Below are 16,320 nucleotides of genomic sequence, written 5' to 3' on the forward strand. Positions count from 1 at the left end.
CGGCCGGCCCGGCGCAGCGCAGGGCGTTGTCGGCACCGGATGGCACTCTGGACGTATGCCGGAACTGCCCGAGGTAGAAGCGCTGACGGACTTCCTCACCGAGCACCTGGTCGGCCTGCGGGTGGTGCGGGTGCTGCCGGTCGCCGTCAGCGTCCTGAAGACGTACGACCCTGCGGTCACCGCCGTCGAGGGCGCCGAGGTGACGGCCGTGCGGCGGCACGGCAAGTTCCTGGACATCGGGACGGACACCGGGCTGCACCTGGTCACCCATCTGGCCCGCGCCGGCTGGCTGCACTGGCGGGACCGGCTGCCGGACGGCCCGCCGAAGCCCGGCAAGGGTCCGCTCGCGCTGCGCGTGGCGCTGGAGACGGGTGAGGGCTTCGACCTCACCGAGGCCGGTACCCAGAAGCGACTCGCCGTGTACGTCGTCCGCGACCCGCGGGAGGTGGAGGGCATCGCCCGCCTCGGCCCGGACCCGCTCGCCGACGACTTCGACGAGGACCGGTTCGCGGCGCTGCTGGGGGACGAACGGCGTCAGCTGAAGGGTGCCCTGCGCGACCAGTCGCTGATCGCCGGCGTCGGCAACGCCTACAGCGACGAGGTCCTGCACGCCGCGAGGATGTCCCCGTTCAAGCTCGCCGCGTCCCTCACTCCGGAGGAGACCCACCGGCTGTACGAGGCCCTGCGCGGCACGCTCACCGAGGCGGTCGAGCGCTCCCGCGGTGTGGCCGCCGGGCGCCTGAAGTCGGAGAAGAGGAGCGGCCTGCGCGTGCACGGCCGCACGGGCGAAGCCTGCCCGGTGTGCGGCGACACCATCCGCGAGGTGTCCTTCAGCGACTCCTCGCTCCAGTACTGCCCCACCTGCCAGACGGGCGGCAAACCCCTCGCCGACCGCCGCCTGTCCAGACTCCTGAAGTGACCCCCGCCCCACCGCGGACCTGAGCCCGCACCGGCCACCGGACCTGAGCCCGCACGGGCCACCGGACCTGAGCCCGCACCGGCCACCGGAGCGAGCCCGGACCGTGCCGGCCCCGCCCGTGCCGACCCTGACGCGCCCTTGCCGACCTTGCCAGCCCCCTGCCGGCCCGCGCGCCCCTGTCCGGCCTTGGCGGCCCCACTCCTGAAGCGCGAAACCGAGCCCGGGCCAGCCACCGAAGCGGGTCCCGGCCAGTCGCCGAAGCGAGCCCGGACCGGCTGCCGAAGCGGGCCCGGACCGTGCTGGTCCCGCTCCTGCCGGCCCCGGCCTCCTGCTGGCCCGCGCTGCCCCTGCCCGGGCCTTTCGAGCCCCCTGCTGCCCCGCCGCTCCTGCCAGTCCCGGCCGCCCCTGCCCGGCTGGCCGCCGCGCCCCGCCGGACCCGCTCGGGCCGTCGGCCGGGGCCCGGTGCCCTTACGGGGCGTCGACGGTGACCAGCCGCTTGCCGTCGTCCGTGCGGACCTCGTACCGGGCGATCTGGCCCGGGTGCAGCGCGGCGGCGCCCATCGCGCGGGTGGGGCGGCTGCCGTCGGCGGGGCTGGTCCAGCCGGCGACGACCTGTTCGGTGCCGTCGCGGCCGACCGCGACCAGCCGGCAGGTGTGCCGCCCCGAGCCGTCCCTGATCTCCAGCCGCAGATCGCTGCCCCAGTCCGCGTCCGCCGAGGTGACCCGCGCCCACACCCCGGTGTCCGGATCGGTCGCCGCCATGACGTGCGCGGCCGGCTCCGCGTGGCCGGCGAAGGCCACGATCCCCGGGCCGGCCACGGCCAGCGCCACCGAGGCGGCCAGGCCGTACAGCAGCCGGCGGCGCCGCGCCCGCCGCCGCTGCGCCAGCTCGCCCAGCAGCCGATCCAGCAGCCGCGGGCCGGGCCGCGTCATGGGGTGCACGAAGCGCGGTGTGGCCCGCCGGTACAGCATCAGCTGCCGGGCCGTGGGCCCGAACCCGGTCACCTGTGCCGCGCACCGGGGGCACTCCATGAGGTGGTCCTCGAAGCGGAAGGCCTCCGCCTCGTCCAGCACGCCGAGCGCGTACGCGCCGACGTCGCGATGCCTTTCCAGGGACCTCATGCCGAATCCTCGTGCCTATGGGTGCGGGTGGGGTTACTCCTTGCTCCCACCCGTACGCAGCCCACCGCCGAATCACTCAAGCCGCGCGCAGAATCGCGGACAGGGATTCGGAGCGGTACGGCCCGCGGATTGGTGTGAATTCCGGTCGGTTCAGAACAGGTGGATCGCGAGGTGCCCGAGGGGCAGTCCGAGCCGCCAGGCCGGCGTCCACACCTTCGGCCCGTCGTCCTCGCCGGACACCGCGCCACCGCCCGGCACGGCGTCCAGGTCCGGCGCGAGCAGCTCGGTCTCCTCCAGCCACCGCCAGGCGTCCGCCGCCAGCGCCAGGTCGGGGGAGGGGGCGCCGGAGCCGGCCGCCCCCTCGGCCAGCTCGGCCATGCGGGCCCGCACCCAGTCCTGCCACGGCTGGTCGTAGGCGGTCAGCGACAGCCAGTTCTCCAGCTGGGAGATCACCCGGATGCCGGAGAGTTCGCCGTCGGTGTCGGACAGGAACACGGTCAGCGCCAGCGCGTCCCGGCCGGCCCGGAACTCGAAGGACGTCGGCGGCATCAGATCGCCGGTGCGCAGCAGCTCGTCGGCGATGTACTCGGCGTACAACCAGGCCATCGGGACGGTCAGTTCACCGTCGTCGGTACCGTCCTTGCTCTCGTGACCTCTGTGCTGCATCCCTTCCTGCCCTTCCTCCGGTGCGTGCGCGCCACCCGACCTCCGGGCCCGGCCCCCCGGCCCGGCCCCCGCTCGGAACGCGGATGAGGACAGCCCATGCCCGCTGGGGGTCCGGCGGCAAGGCGCTTTGCCGAGTCTTGGCCCGGCACTCGGTTTCACCGCAGGTCGGCCGTGTAACCGGGGAGGACCCGGCGCAGGGCGCGCAGCGCGTAGAACGCGCGGGACTTCACGGTACCGGGTGGGATCCCCAGGGTCTGCGCCGCTTCCGCCACACTGGCCCCGAGGAAGTACACGAGTACCAGGACGTCACGGTGTTCCGGCGTGAGTGTCTTCACAGCCTCCCGGACGTCGAGCATCGCGGCGGCCCGTTCGGCGTGGTCGGCGGTCACCCGCGCGTCCTCGGGAACCGCGTCGCCGACCTCCCGGGGCCGGGCCCGCCGGGCCCGCCGCGCGTCGATGGCGAGCCGCCGCGCGACGGTCAGCAGCCAGGGCCGTACGGAGTCGAAGCCGTCGGCGTGGAGTGCCTCGGGATGCTGCCAGGCCCGTACCAGGGTCTCCTGGACGAGGTCCTCGGCGCGCTGCCGGTCCCCGTCGCAGAGCCTGAGCAGCAGGGCGAACAGGGGACCGCCGTGCTCGCGCTGGAGCGCGGCCAGCTCGTCCCCGGCGGTCGTCGTCCCGTGGGTGAGTGAGGTTCCGGCCGTCATGGCCGTATGGCAGCGCAGGGCGCGGCCGGCGGACAGGGGGTGGGCCCGGCCGTGCGGCGGACGGTCGATCGGGTCGGCGAACGGTCGGACGAGCGGTCCTTCCGGCACCGGACGGGCTAATCAGAGCCCCTGGCCCGTTTATCCGGCACGTCAGATTCATACCCATATGCCGTCACGGCCTTGTCTGTATATACGACAACCTGGGGTGAGTTGATGATCGGACGCAGACAGCAGGTGGCCCTGGCCCTGACCGCCGTTCTCACGGCGGCGGCCGCCTGCCAGAACCACAACCGGCAGGACTCCGGCTCGCAGCAGGGGCGCCCTGCGCCCGCCGCGGCCCGCGGGTTCACCCTCGTCGCCTCCGGGGACGTGCTGCCGCACACCTCCGTGATCGAGCGGGCCTCCTACGACGCCGGCGGCAGCGGCCACGACTTCCGCCCGATGCTCTCCGGCGTCGCACCACTCGTCTCCCACGCCGACCTGGCGCTGTGTCACATCGAGACCGTCTACGGCGTCGAGGGCGCCTACAGCGGCTACCCGGCCTTCAGGTCCCCGCCGCAGATCGCCAAGGGTCTGGCCGCCACCGGCTACGACGGCTGCTCCACCGCCTCCGACCACGCCCTGGACGACGGCACCGCCGGCATCCGCCGCACCCTGGACGCCCTGGACGCGGCCGGCCTGCGGCACGCCGGAACCGCCCGCAGCGAGGCCGAGGCCCGCTCGGTGACGCTCCTGCGGGCGGGACCGGCCAAGGTCGCCCACCTGTCGTACACACTCGGCACCAACGGCAACCCGCCGCCGCACGGCGCGCCCTGGGCGGTCAACCTGATCGACGCGGACCGGATCATCGCCGACGCCCGCGTCGCCCGGCGGGCCGGCGCCGACGTGGTCGTCCTGTCCGTCAACTGGGGCACGGAATGGCAGGACGAACCCGACCGGCTCCAGCTCACCCTCGCCCAGCGGCTCACCGCCTCCGCCACCGCCGGGCGCCCCGACATCGACCTCATCCTGGGCACCCACGCCCACGTCCCACAGGCGTACGAGAAGGTCAACGGCACCTGGGTGATCTACGGCATGGGCGACCAGATCGCCGGCGAGATGTACAACCGCGAGGGGGCCCAGGACCCGCGCGGCAACGAGTCCACACTCGGCCGCTTCACCTTCGTCCCGCCCGACCGGCCGGGCGGGGCCTGGCGGGTCGCCAAGGCCGAGTTCGTCCCCCAGCTGTACGACCTCGACGCCGGCCGGGTCGTCGACCTCGGCCGGGCCGTCGCCCAGGGCGCCGATCTCGAAGGGGTGCGCGACCGGATCCGGGACGTGGTGCTCAGCCGCGGGGCCGGCCAGGACGGCCTGGTCATGGCCGAGTGATCACTCGGCGGGCCGCCGCGCGGCGAGCGCCGAATGCCGGTAGGAGTAGCCGAAGTAGATCGCGCAGCCGATCACGAACCACACCACGAACCGGACCCAGGTCTGCCACTGGAGGCGCGTGACCAGCCAGATGGAGAAGAGGATGCCCAGGGCGGGCAGGAACGGCATCCACGGGGTGCGGAAGGCGCGCGGCAGCTCCGGTCGCCGGTAGCGCAGCACGATCACCGCCGCGCACACCACCACGAACGCCAGCAGGATGCCGATGTTGGTGAGTTCGGCCACCTCGGCGATCGGGAGGAACCCGGCGATGGCCGCCGAGGCCGCACCGACGATCCAGGTGACCCGGGTCGGCACGTGCCGGGTGGGGTGTGTCTTGGCGAACCAGCGCGGCAGCAGTCCGTCCCGGGACATGGAGAACCAGACACGGGTCACGCCCAGCATGAACGTGAACATCACCGTGAGGATGCCGATGATCGCGCCCACCGCGATCACGTCCGCGAGCGCGCCGAGCCCGACCGACTTGAACGCCGTGGAGAAGCCGCTCTCCTTGTCGATGTCCTGGTAATTCTGCATGCCCGTCAGGACCAGGCAGGCCGCCACGTACAGCACCATCGAGATCGCCAGCGAGTAGATGATCGCCCTCGGCATGTGCCGCTGCGCGTCCTTCGACTCCTCGGCCGCCGTGGACATCGCGTCGTAACCGAACACCGCGAAGAACACCAGCGCCGCGCCGTCGAACGCGCCGCCGAGGCCGTACGGGAAGAACGGGTGGTAGTTCCCGCTGTCGATGTGGAACACGCCCACGCCGATCACCAGAAGCACCACCAGCACCTTCAGGGCCACCACGAAGGTCTCGAAGCGGGCCGCGCTGCGCATGCCCAGGTTCAGCAGCCAGGCGATGAGCAGGCACAGCACCACCGCGAACAGGTCGACGCGGTGCCCCTGCCCGGTGCCGGGCGCGCCCAGCATCCAGGCCGGCAGCTGCGCGCCCATGTCCGTCACCAGGAAACCGAAGTAGCCGGAGATGCCGATCGCCACCACCGCCACGATCGCGGTGTACTCCAGCAGCAGGTCCCAGCCGATGAACCAGCCGGCGAACTCACCCAGCACCGCGTAGCCGTACGTGTACGCCGAACCGGCCTTCGGGATCATCCCGGCGAACTCGGCGTACGACAGGGCCGCGCAGGCGCTCGCGAGACCGGCGATGAGGAAGGAGATCACCACGGCCGGCCCGGCCGTGCCGTTGGCCACCGTACCGGCGAGGGTGAAGATGCCCGCGCCGATGATGCCGCCGACCCCGATCGCCGTGAGCTGCCACAGCCCGAGCGTCCTCTCCAGCCGGGGGCCCTCGGTGACCTCGGTGTCCTCGATGTGCTCGATGGGTTTGCGGCGGAGAATGCCCTCACCCGCGCGGAGCCTGTCCATGCGCCTCACCTCTTCGCCGACGGCAAACGGCTGACGGCGGATCATGATGGCTCAGGGCCGCCCCGCAGGGAAGACGCCACGCACGTCCCAGGACCGAGTCCACTCGCAGCCGCGGACGGAGCCCGCGCACCTCCCGAAACGGAGCCCGCGCACCTCCCGAAACGGAGCCCGCGTGCCGGACCGGCCGGCGGCAGCCCGCGGGCGTGCGGCGGGAGGCCAGCCCGTCGACGGCCGCCGCCCCCCTCCCGCCGGCCCCCTCCCGCGCGGTTACGGTACGACCGTCACCGGCCAGCGTCCCGCCTTCACCAGCCGGACCGCCACCGAACCGACGATCCGGTGCCCGGCCTGCTCCGAGGCACCCACCACCACCGCGTCCGCCTTCAGCTCGTCGGCCGCGGTCACCAGCCCGTTGTAAGGGTCGCCGCGGAAGGTGTGGAACTCCCAACGCACCTCGAATATCCCCTTGAGCCGCTCGGCGGCCTCCCGGATCTGCGCCACCAGATCGTCGGCGATCTCGTCGGTGGTCTCCGCCACCGGCGCCCCCAGCGCCGCGCCGGCCGCGAGCACCGGCTGCACGTACACCACCGCGAGCAGCGCGTGCTGGCGCCGGGCCAGTCCGCCCGCGTACGCGGCGGCGCGCATCGAGGACTCCGAGCCGTCCACGCCGACCAGGACGACCTTCGGCCCGTCCGTGCCCCGCTCGAACCGGTGCGAGCGCTGTTCGTGCTGTTCCGTCACGGCCGTGAGGCTATCGGAACCATTCCCTCCCACCGAGACGCGGGGCCCCGCGCCCGGACCGCACCGCCGGACGGCGCCGGCCGCTCGACGCGCGGGGCGTGCCGCCCCTTCCTACAGTCGGAACCATGACTGCCAGCGCGGAGCCCGCCGCACCAAGGGGCGCCCCCGCCCCGGTCCACCCGCTCGCCGGCGGGCGCCTCGGCTGGGTCCCGGAGGCCTTCGGCGCCCTCTTCGCCGCCCTCGGCCTGCTGTGCGCCGTGCTCGCGTTCATCCCGCCCCTGCGCCGCCTGCTCCACCCGGCCGTCCGCGCCCTCGACCTGCTCCTCGTCCCCATCAGCGCCAACCTGGCGTACGCCGTCTTCCTGTTCCTGCTGGCCGGTGCCACCGCCGCCCGCAAGAAGGTCGCCTGGTGGCTGGTCGTCGTCTACCTCGGGCTGCTCGTCCTCACCGACGCGCTCGGCGCGGCCGTCGGCCTGTACGCCGAGTCACTGCCCTCCCTCGTGCTGTGCGCGCTGCTGCTCCTGCTGCTGCTGTCGGCCCGCCGCGAGTTCTACGCCGCCTCCCGCCGCGGTGCCGTGCGCCGGGCGCTCGCCGTGCTGCTGGCCGGGCTGGTCGTCGCGATCCTGCTCGGCTGGGGGCTGGTGCTGCTGTTCCCAGGCACCCTCCCGGCGAGCCAGCACCTCGCCTGGGCGGCCGACCGGGTGTGCGGCGGGCTGGTCGCCAACAGCTCCTTCGACGGCCGGCCCCCGCACCGGGTCACCTTCGCGCTCGGCCTGTTCGGCGCCCTCGCGCTGCTCAACGCGGCGGCCACCCTGTTCCGCTCCCAGCGCCTGGAAGCCGCCCTGCACGGCGACGAGGAGGCCCGCATCCGCGCCCTGCTGATCGCGTACGGCGACCGGGACTCCCTCGGCTACTTCGCCACCCGGCGCGACAAGGCCGTCGTCTTCTCGCCCAGCGGCAAGGCCGCCGTCACCTACCGCGTCGAAGCCGGCGTCTGCCTGGCCAGCGGCGACCCCGTCGGCGACCCGGAGGCCTGGCCGCCGGCCATCGCCGCCTGGCTGGACCTGGCCCGCCGGTACGCCTGGGCGCCCGCCGTGATGGGCGCCTCCGAGGACGGCGCCCGCGCCTACGCCCGCGCCGGCCTCGGCGCCCTCCAGCTGGGCGACGAGGCGATCCTGCACATCCCCGGCTTCGACCTCGACGGCCGCGACATGCGGGTCACCCGGCAGGCCGTGAACCGGGTCCGCCGTACCGGCGCCACCTGCCGGGTCCGCCGACACGCCGTCCTCACCCCGGTGGAGATGGTGGAGATCGTCCGCAAGGCCGACGCCTGGCGCGACACCGAGACCGAACGCGGCTTCTCCATGGCCCTGGACCGGCTCGGCGACCCGGCCGACGGCGACTGCCTGCTCGTGGAGGCCCTCGGCGACGACGGCCGGCTCCTCGCCCTGCTCTCCTTCGTGCCCTGGGGGCGCGACGGCGTCTCCCTGGACCTGATGCGCCGTGACCGCACCGCCCCCAACGGCGTGATGGAGTTCATGGTCGCCGAACTGTGCGCCGCCGCCCCGAAGCTGGGCGTGCGCCGGATCTCCCTGAACTTCGCCGTCTTCCGGTCCGTCTTCGAGGAAGGCGCCCGGATCGGCGCCGGCCCCGTCCTCAGGCTCTGGCGCCGCCTGCTGCTGTTCTTCTCCCGCTGGTGGCAACTGGAGGCGCTGTACCGCTCCAACGCCAAGTACCGCCCCGAGTGGTACCCGCGCTTCATCTGTTACGCCGACACCGCCTCCCTCGCCCGCATCGGCCTCGCCTCCGGCATCGCCGAGGGATTCGTGTCCGTACCGTCCCTGCGCAAACTCTGGGGAAAGGGGCACCCGAACACCGGGCAGCGGCCCGCCACCATCGAGGGGCTGCCGTCCCTGACGGCGCTCGGCCCGGACGGAGGGGACCGGGCCGGGCCCGCGACCCCGGACGCGGGCCTGCCCGACCAGGTCCGCGTCCGGCACCACACACTCGACCGGCTGCGCGCCGCCGGCACCGACCCCTACCCGGTCGCCACCGCCGCGCCCACCCACGCCCTCGCCGACGTACCGCCCGGCACGGACGTCACCGTCGCCGGACGCGTCATGCTGCTCCGGGACCTCGGAGGTATCGTCTTCGCCGTGCTGCGCGACTGGTCCGGCGACCACCAGATCGCGCTCACCCGCGACGGCTCGGGTCCCGAACTCGACCGCTTCACCGCCGACGCCGACCTCGGCGACCACATCACCGCCACCGGCCAGGCCCGGCCCAGCGACCGCGGCGAACCCACCGTCTTCGTCACCACATGGCGGCTCACCGGCAAATGCCTGCGCCCGCTGCCCGACAAACGGCGCGGCCTCACCGACCCCGAGGCCAAGGTCCGCCGCCGCTACCTCGACCTCCTCACCAGCCCCGACGCCCGCGCCGTCGTCCGCGCCCGCTCCGCCGCCGTCCAGGCGCTGCGGCAGGGCCTGCTGGAGCGCGGCTACCTGGAGGTCGAGACCCCGATGCTCCAGCAGGTCCACGGCGGCGCCAACGCCCGCCCCTTCACCACCCACATCAACGCCTACGACCTCGACCTGTACCTGCGCATCGCCCCCGAGCTGTACCTGAAGCGGCTGTGCGTCGGCGGCCTGGAAAGGGTCTTCGAGCTGGGCCGCACCTTCCGCAACGAGGGCGTCTCCCACAAGCACAACCCCGAGTTCACGATGCTGGAGGCCTATCAGGCCCACGCCGACTACGACGTCATGCTCGACCTCACCCGCGAGCTGATCCAGGGCGCCGCGACCGCCGCCTTCGGCTCCCCGGTGGCTCGCAGGGACGGCAGGGAGTACGACATCTCCGGGGAGTGGCCCGTGAAGACGGTGTTCGGGGCGCTCTGCGAGGCACTCGGGGAGGACATCGGCCCCGGCACCGAACTGCTGCGGCTGCACCGGCTGTGCGACCGCGCCGGGGTGCCGTACACCCCCGACGACGGGCCCGGTGACATCGTCCTGGAGATGTACGAGCGACTGGTCGAATACCGCACCGAGCAGCCCACCTTCTACAAGGACTTCCCGACCGACGTCTCCCCGCTGACCCGGCAGCACCGCACCGACCCGCGGCTCGCCGAACGCTGGGACCTCGTCGCCTTCGGCACGGAACTCGGCACCGCCTACTCGGAGCTGACCGACCCCGTCGAACAGCGCCGCCGGCTCACCGAGCAGTCCCTGCTGGCCGCCGGCGGCGATCCGGAGGCCATGGAACTGGACGAGGACTTCCTCCAGGCCCTGGAGTACGCGATGCCACCGACCGGCGGCCTCGGCCTCGGCGTCGACCGGCTCGTCATGTTCCTCACCGGCCTGACCATCCGCGAGACGCTGCCCTTCCCGCTCGTCCGGCACCGCTGACCGCACCGTCAGTTCGGCTGTTCGGGTGCAATGCGGCCGCCACACCGGTGGCGTTGGGGTGCGCCGGAGCCCGGCGGGGCGACTGATGAGTCATGCAGAAGGATCAGTTGCCCACACGGCGCCGGATGCTGTTCGCAGGCGCCGCCGCTCTGGGCGCCGCGGGTGCCGCGGGCGCCGTCGGCGCCGTGCTGGCGGGAGGCGGCGGCGAGTCGGCCGGAACGGCCGCGGCCCCCGTCGCCGGCCCGCAGGCCCGCCAGGTGCTCAAGCCCTCCGCCTTCCGGCTCCAGCCGCTCACCGGATACGGCCCGCCGCGCGCCGCGCCCCGCAAGCTCAAGGTGCGCAAGGAGCCCTTCGTGCGGATCTCCGGACACGGCCGGCGCATGATGCTGACCTTCGACGACGGCCCCAACCCGAACTACACCCCGCACATCCTGGACACCCTCGCCAAGTACGGCGTCCGGGCCATGTTCTTCGTGTGCGGCGAATGCGTCGTCGAGAACAGGGAACTGCTGGCCCGGATGGCCGACGAGGGCCACGTCGTGGGCAACCACACCTGGACGCACCCGCTGCTGACCACCCTCGGCCGCAGGGAGATCCGCTCCGAGATGGAACGCACCAGCGACGTCATCGAGGACACCTACGGCGAGCGCCCCCAGTGGTTCCGCGCTCCCTACGGTGCCTGGAACCGGGCCGCCTTCCAGCTGGGCGCCGAGATGGGCATGGAACCGATGGCCTGGACCGTGGACACCACCGACTGGACGGTGCCCGGCACGGAAACCATCGTCGACCAGGTGGTGGAGGGTGCCGCTCCCGGTGTCGTCGTGCTCTCCCACGACGCCGGCGGCGACCGTTCGCAAAGTGTCCGCGCGATCCGCGAGTACCTGCCCTATCTGCTGGACTCCGGATACCACCTCACGGTGCCCCCCCGGCGCGTGTGACACGCCAGAGGACGCGGGACGCACGCCCGTCGCCCGCCGGGCCCGGTGGTTCAGCCGACCGAGGCCAGGCGGGCGAAGACGACCACGTTGCCGTCGTAGCCGTTCTGCTTGGAGAAACCGCCGCCGCAGGTGATGACGCGCAGTTCCGGCCTCCCCTTGGAGCCGTACACGCGGTCGCCGGGGAAGTTGTTCTTCTCGAAGACCTCGACCCCGTAGACCTCGAAGACCGCGGTCCGTCCGTCCTGCCGTACGACCTCGACGCGGTTCCCCTTCTTCAGGGCCCCGAGACCGTAGAACACGGCGGGGCCCTGCTTGTTGTCGACATGGCCGACGACGACGGCGGTGCCCTTCTCGCCGGGGGACACCGCGCCGGTGAACCAGCCGGCCGTGCCGGGGTTCTCCGGCGGCGGCGCGGCCACCCAGCCGTCCGCGTCGAGACCGACCGGCATGACCGGCGCGTCGACCTGGATGGCGGGGATCCGGACCCGGTCGGCGGCGGAGAACGGCAGCGTGACGGGCGCGGCGGCGAAGGTGTCCGGGGCGGCGCTGGTGTCCGGGGCCGCCGCGGACGCCGGCTGCGGAGGGCCGACGTCGAACTCACCGGAACCGTTGCGCATGAGGGCCAGGCCGGTCAGCAGGACAAGCGCTATCACCCCCCAGGGTGCGCGCTTCTTGCGCCGTTCCTCCTCCTCGGCCAGCTCGGACAGCCTGGACGCAGACATTCGCCAACCCCTCTCCACGCTGCCGGTACCACGTCCCTCGCGCATGGGAAAACGCTAAGTCCCGCGCGCGCGGGAGGCGACGGGGCGGGAGGCGAACGGGTGGCCCGCGGGCTTTCCGGTGCGCCATCCGAGTTGCCGTTCCGAGGATTTCTCTGATGGTCCGTGACCTGCGGCAATATCAGATTGTGTGGATATCTGTCGGCGTGTCGGCTCACCAGGACGGACCATTCTCGACATGCGGGCGTGTTCCGCACGTCGGAGGGTCGGTCCGGGAGGTGCTTTCTCGCCGATCCACCGGGAACGGGACCCGGGGCGCCTTCCGCGGAGGATCACATGCGAAACCAACGTGCCCTCGCGGCGGCGTGCGCCGCGGTCGCCGCGCTCGGGCTCGCCGCCCCCGTGGCCGTCGCGGACGGCATGGGCAATGGGGGCGGGCCGAGCAGCACCGACACCACCGTCATCGTCCCGGGCACCGGCACCGGCACCGGCAACTGGAACGTGAACGGCAATGGGAACGGGAACGGGAACGGGAATGGCCGCGGGGACGGCGGCTTCGGTAACGGCAACGGATTCGGGAACGGGAACGGGAACGGATTCGGTAACGGTAACGGGAACGGGAACGGGAACGGATTCGGCAACGGGAACGGGAACGGCCGCGGGGACGGCGGCTTCGGGAACGGGAACGGCCATGGAGGCGACGGGTTCAATAACGGGTTCGGGAACGGGAACGGCCGTGGGGACGGCGGCTTCGGGAACGGCAACGGGAACGGCCGTGGAGGCGACGGGTTCAATAACGGGTTCGGGAACGGGAACGGCCGTGGGGACGGCGGTTTCGGGAACGGCAACGGGAACGGCCGTGGAGGCGACGGGTTCAATAACGGGTTCGGGAACGGGAACGGCCGTGGGGACGGCGGTTTCGGGAACGGGAACGGCAACGGCCGTGGTGACGGCGGTTTCGGGAACGGGAACGGCCATGGGGGCGACTTCGGCCCGCGCAACATCGTCGCCACGCCCGGTGTCATCGCCGCCGGGGGCCGTCTCACCGTCACCGTGAACGGCTGCCGGGGCGGCACCATGACCTCCCGGGCCTTCGGCACCGCCCCGCTGACGTCGTTCCGCGACGACACGGCGCGCGGTGTGGCCACCATCGACCGCGACGCCCGTCCCGGCCGGTACGACATCACCGTCCGCTGCGACGGCCGCACCCTGACCCGCCCGGCCGCCTTCACCGTGATCGGCGGTGTGCAGGGCGGTATCGGCGGCAGCCGGTCCAGCGGCGCGACACCCACCGACATGGCCATCGGCGGCGGCCTGGTGGCAACGGCCCTGATCGGCGGCGGTGCCTTCTGGCTGCGCCGCCGGCACGAGAAGCGCGTCTGAGCCCCCCGGCCCGCCGAGCCACGGGTCCGTCCCGGCGGCCGGCCACGGCGCACATCGACAGGCCCTCGCCCCGGTCCCTCGCGGGAGCGGGGGCGAAGGCGCGTCGCGCTATCCGGTGATGTTCGGGAAGAGGTTGAGGAACGGTTCCGCGGTGACCGCGATGCCCCGGCTGTACGGGGCGTCGAGGTCCCAGATGAGGAACAGCATGAAGGCGATGGTGGCCGAGAACAGTCCGGCCAGGACCAGCTCGCGCCCGGTCCGGCGGATCTGGAGCGCGAACACCATGCCGATCGTGATCAGGCCCCCGGTGATCAGCCCCCACCACACGACCGAGGGCATGGTGGCCCCGGTGGAGTCGGCACGCGCGTTGCGCGCCTGGTCGGCCGCGGCGAGCTGGTCCAGCAGCGGCTGGTAGGTCTGGGCCTCGAAGTCGTTCCCCGGCCGGTAGTCGGTGACGTCCGCGCGGACCTTGTGCAGCAGGGCGGTGCCGCGGGCGGTCACCTGTTCGTCGTCGGCCATCGCCGTCCACTCCGTGTGCACGACGTAGCCGACGTAGGCGTCGATGTCGCGGCGGATGCCGTCACGGACGTCCGGCGGGTAGACCCGGACCCGCTCCGAGGTCTCGTGCAGTGCCTGGGCCTCGGACTGCACGTAGTCCTGGGCGGCGTTGCGGGCCTCCCACACGCCCGCGATGGCCAGGCCCAGGACGATGGCGTAGATGACGCCGATCCACATCGTCATGTACTCGATGACGTCCGGGGTCTCGCTGGGGTCCTCGTCCTCGGCCGCGGTCCGGTGCCGTACCAGGGTGATGACGACCACCACGGCGCAGGCCGCCAGCATCGCGAGGACGAGAACAAGCCAATCCGACAACTGGTGCCTCCACAGGGTGAGCGGGGCCGGCGCGTCAGCGCGGGCGCAGTGCCGCGACGGCGACGATCGCGGGGACGGTGATGAGCAGGACGTAGGTGACGGGCGTGGTGTGGCCGTGCGCGTGGTGGCTGACGTGGTGCGGGTGGTACGCCGGGTAGTGCACCGGCGTCACCGGGGGCCGTGGGGCGGGCTTGGGCGCCGGCTTGGGTACGGGTTTCGGCCGGGGCGGCGGTGGCGGGGCGGGTGCCGGTGCCGGCGCGGGGGCCGCGGCGGGGCGTGCGGGCGGTCGTGGCCTGGGCGGTGCCGGCGTCGGGCGCGGACGGGGCGTCGGTCTCGGCGGGGGTGGGGGTGTCGGCTCGGGCGGTGGGGGTGGAGGTGGAGGCGGAGGCGGTGTGGGGGTGGGCGTCGGCGTGGGTGTGGGCGGGCACGGTGGCGGGGGTTCGGGGCAGGGCGGGTCCGGCCAGTCGTGGCCGCCGGCGTAGGCGACCGCCACCGTGCCGTCCGGTCCGGTCGAGGCGGACGCGCACGCGTCGGCCGACGCGCTGCCGACCGGGCAGCCCACCAGGGTCCAGGTCAGCGTCAACAGAGCCAACACCCTCATGGGGGGTGCGCATCGGGTCGCTTCGAGTCCATGCACGACGAAGATCATGGGGTGTGCGAACCCGCCGTGCGCCGTTGTGCGCCCACAATGCTCCGAAGGGAGGACATAGCGCGCTCACTGGTTTGACGGCGGGAAGAGTCCCGCCGGTGTGATGCGCACATCTGTACGGCCCTTCGGCGGGCCGGTCGCGTCGCGGGCCCGGAAAGAATTTCCGGCCGCCGTTGAACGCTGCGGCCCCCGTGCCGCGTACCCATGGCCGTGCGGCGGCGTGGCAGGCGCTGCGATATCCAGGCGATATTGGGGAGTTACGGATGAAGACCTCCTGGCGGACCGCCTCACTGGTGGCCACGGCAGCCTCGGTGCTGGCGCTGACGACGGCGTGCGGTCAGGACAACAGCGCCGCTCCGGCGGCGGCGGCCCAGAACGTCGGGGCCACGGCCGCGGCCGGTGACTACGGCAGCCCGGGCGCCGGGACCGCGACCGCCGCGGGCAACGGGTACGGCGCCGACGGCAGCCAGAGCTCCAGCTCCCCGACCGCGGCTGCGCCCGCGGGCAAGTTGACCGTGGCCAGCAACCCCGATCTGGGCAGCGTGCTGACCGACGGCTCCGGTCTCACCCTCTACCGGTTCGACAAGGACACCGCCAACCCGCCCAGCTCGAACTGCGCCGGGGACTGTGCCACCACCTGGCCGCCGGTCCCCGCCGACGACGCCAGTGCGGGCGCCGGCATCGACAAGGCACTCCTCGGCGAGGTCACCCGCGCCGACGGCACCAAGCAGCTCACCGTCGGCGGCTGGCCCGCCTACCGCTATGTCAAGGACGTCAACTCCGGTGACGTCAACGGCCAGGGTGTGGGCGGCAAGTGGTTCGCGCTGGCCCCCACGGGCAAGAAGGCCAAGGTGTCGAACCTGCCGGGCCTGTCCGTCCGCAAGGACCCCAAGCTCGGTGACGTCGTCGTGGACAAGAACGGCATGACGGTCTACCGCTTCCTGAAGGACCAGGCCTGGCCGAAGTCCGTCTCCAACTGCACGGGCGCCTGCCTGGAGAAGTGGCCGGCCGTCGGCCCGGTGAACGCGACCGACACGGAGGGCGTGAAGAAGAAGGGCCTGATGCCCTTCACCCGCCCCGACGGCGTCCGCCAGATGTCGGTCAACTGCTGGCCGATCTACACCTTTTCCGGGGACAAGGCCCCGGGCGACACGAACGGTCAGGGCGTCGGCGGCACCTGGTACGCCGTCTCGCCCGACGGCAAGCCGGTCGGTGCGCCGGGCAAGTAGATCACCTCCCCAGGGTCGATCGTCCCGCCCGGCCCGGCGCCACGACCGAAGGTCCGCCCCCTCCGCACCGCACGGAGGGGGCGGACCGCTGTGCGTCGCGGCACCGGCGACGGCCGTGGCAACGGCCCTGCCGGCGGCTGCCGTACGGCCGTCACACAGCGGATCCATTCGGGCACTTGCCGC

The 16,320-nt window shown here is 73.0% G+C and carries 13 protein-coding genes and 1 pseudogene; 6 read left to right on the top strand and 8 right to left on the bottom strand.

The features are described from left to right. The first annotated feature begins 55 nt into the window (after window positions 1–55). Entirely contained in the window at window positions 56–919 is an 864-nt protein-coding gene (locus ACGFT1_RS25030; protein WP_373911207.1) for an Fpg/Nei family DNA glycosylase, read from the top strand. A gap of 468 nt (window positions 920–1,387) precedes the next feature. Here the strand turns inward: ACGFT1_RS25030 and ACGFT1_RS25035 are convergent, their stop codons facing one another. The 3 genes from ACGFT1_RS25035 to ACGFT1_RS25045 all read right to left on the bottom strand — a co-directional run bounded on the left by ACGFT1_RS25035 (window position 1,388) and on the right by ACGFT1_RS25045 (window position 3,411). After that, on the bottom strand, window positions 1,388–2,041 hold the full coding sequence (locus tag ACGFT1_RS25035) for a zf-HC2 domain-containing protein (RefSeq protein ID WP_373911208.1): 654 nt from the start codon (window positions 2,039–2,041) through the stop codon (window positions 1,388–1,390). A gap of 150 nt (window positions 2,042–2,191) precedes the next feature. Next, window positions 2,192–2,707, bottom strand: coding sequence for a hypothetical protein (locus ACGFT1_RS25040; RefSeq protein WP_373911209.1), 516 nt, complete (start codon window positions 2,705–2,707; stop codon window positions 2,192–2,194). 155 nt (window positions 2,708–2,862) lie between these two features. Beyond that, window positions 2,863–3,411, bottom strand: a complete 549-nt coding sequence (locus tag ACGFT1_RS25045; protein ID WP_373911210.1) for a sigma-70 family RNA polymerase sigma factor — start codon at window positions 3,409–3,411, stop codon at window positions 2,863–2,865. A 213-nt stretch (window positions 3,412–3,624) separates the two neighbouring features. Between ACGFT1_RS25045 and ACGFT1_RS25050 the strand changes: the two genes are divergently transcribed. Further along, the gene (locus tag ACGFT1_RS25050) at window positions 3,625–4,779 is read left to right on the top strand and encodes a CapA family protein (protein WP_373911211.1); all 1,155 of its coding nucleotides are present in this window, start codon (window positions 3,625–3,627) and stop codon (window positions 4,777–4,779) included. Here the strand turns inward: ACGFT1_RS25050 and ACGFT1_RS25055 are convergent, their stop codons facing one another. After that, the gene (locus ACGFT1_RS25055; RefSeq protein ID WP_373911212.1) at window positions 4,780–6,204 is read right to left on the bottom strand and encodes an amino acid permease; all 1,425 of its coding nucleotides are present in this window, start codon (window positions 6,202–6,204) and stop codon (window positions 4,780–4,782) included. A 267-nt stretch (window positions 6,205–6,471) separates the two neighbouring features. Next, window positions 6,472–6,942, bottom strand: coding sequence for a universal stress protein (locus tag ACGFT1_RS25060; protein WP_373911213.1), 471 nt, complete (start codon window positions 6,940–6,942; stop codon window positions 6,472–6,474). Window positions 6,943–7,067: 125 nt separating this feature from the next. On the opposite strand from ACGFT1_RS25060, the gene lysX reads away from it, so the two are divergent. Together lysX and ACGFT1_RS25070 are read left to right on the top strand one after the other, a co-directional pair. Further along, window positions 7,068–10,346, top strand: coding sequence for a bifunctional lysylphosphatidylglycerol synthetase/lysine--tRNA ligase LysX (lysX, locus tag ACGFT1_RS25065; protein WP_373911214.1), 3,279 nt, complete (start codon window positions 7,068–7,070; stop codon window positions 10,344–10,346). A gap of 92 nt (window positions 10,347–10,438) precedes the next feature. Further along, on the top strand, window positions 10,439–11,284 hold the full coding sequence (locus tag ACGFT1_RS25070; protein WP_373911215.1) for a polysaccharide deacetylase family protein: 846 nt from the start codon (window positions 10,439–10,441) through the stop codon (window positions 11,282–11,284). 50 nt (window positions 11,285–11,334) lie between these two features. On the opposite strand, the gene ACGFT1_RS25075 is transcribed toward ACGFT1_RS25070, so the two are convergent. Next, entirely contained in the window at window positions 11,335–12,006 is a 672-nt protein-coding gene (locus tag ACGFT1_RS25075; RefSeq protein WP_373911217.1) for a class F sortase, read from the bottom strand. 940 nt (window positions 12,007–12,946) lie between these two features. Between ACGFT1_RS25075 and ACGFT1_RS25080 the strand changes: the two are divergent. Continuing rightward, a pseudogene (locus ACGFT1_RS25080) lies at window positions 12,947–13,386 on the top strand (hypothetical protein). Between the two features lie 108 nt (window positions 13,387–13,494). Here the strand turns inward: ACGFT1_RS25080 and ACGFT1_RS25085 are convergent. Continuing rightward, the gene (locus ACGFT1_RS25085; RefSeq protein ID WP_373911218.1) at window positions 13,495–14,259 is read right to left on the bottom strand and encodes a hypothetical protein; all 765 of its coding nucleotides are present in this window, start codon (window positions 14,257–14,259) and stop codon (window positions 13,495–13,497) included. 34 nt (window positions 14,260–14,293) lie between these two features. Further along, window positions 14,294–14,422, bottom strand: coding sequence for a hypothetical protein (locus tag ACGFT1_RS25090; RefSeq protein WP_373911219.1), 129 nt, complete (start codon window positions 14,420–14,422; stop codon window positions 14,294–14,296). A gap of 749 nt (window positions 14,423–15,171) precedes the next feature. On the opposite strand from ACGFT1_RS25090, the gene ACGFT1_RS25095 reads away from it, so the two are divergent. After that, window positions 15,172–16,137: an SCO0930 family lipoprotein gene (locus ACGFT1_RS25095; RefSeq protein WP_373911220.1), complete on the top strand. Its 966-nt coding sequence runs from the start codon at window positions 15,172–15,174 to the stop codon at window positions 16,135–16,137. The last annotated feature ends 183 nt before the right edge of the window (window positions 16,138–16,320 follow it).

The sequence above is a fragment of the Streptomyces sp. Y20 genome (assembly GCF_043195475.1).
Lineage (GTDB): Bacteria > Actinomycetota > Actinomycetes > Streptomycetales > Streptomycetaceae > Streptomyces.

Coding starts and splice junctions, on each gene's coding strand:
- ACGFT1_RS25030 (WP_373911207.1), top strand. CDS start 56: ATGCCGGAACTGCCCGAGGTAGAAGCGCTGACGGACTTCCTCACCGAG.
- ACGFT1_RS25035 (WP_373911208.1), bottom strand. CDS start 2,041: ATGAGGTCCCTGGAAAGGCATCGCGACGTCGGCGCGTACGCGCTCGGC.
- ACGFT1_RS25040 (WP_373911209.1), bottom strand. CDS start 2,707: ATGCAGCACAGAGGTCACGAGAGCAAGGACGGTACCGACGACGGTGAA.
- ACGFT1_RS25045 (WP_373911210.1), bottom strand. CDS start 3,411: ATGACGGCCGGAACCTCACTCACCCACGGGACGACGACCGCCGGGGAC.
- ACGFT1_RS25050 (WP_373911211.1), top strand. CDS start 3,625: ATGATCGGACGCAGACAGCAGGTGGCCCTGGCCCTGACCGCCGTTCTC.
- ACGFT1_RS25055 (WP_373911212.1), bottom strand. CDS start 6,204: ATGGACAGGCTCCGCGCGGGTGAGGGCATTCTCCGCCGCAAACCCATC.
- lysX (WP_373911214.1), top strand. CDS start 7,068: ATGACTGCCAGCGCGGAGCCCGCCGCACCAAGGGGCGCCCCCGCCCCG.
- ACGFT1_RS25070 (WP_373911215.1), top strand. CDS start 10,439: ATGCAGAAGGATCAGTTGCCCACACGGCGCCGGATGCTGTTCGCAGGC.
- ACGFT1_RS25075 (WP_373911217.1), bottom strand. CDS start 12,006: ATGTCTGCGTCCAGGCTGTCCGAGCTGGCCGAGGAGGAGGAACGGCGC.
- ACGFT1_RS25095 (WP_373911220.1), top strand. CDS start 15,172: ATGAAGACCTCCTGGCGGACCGCCTCACTGGTGGCCACGGCAGCCTCG.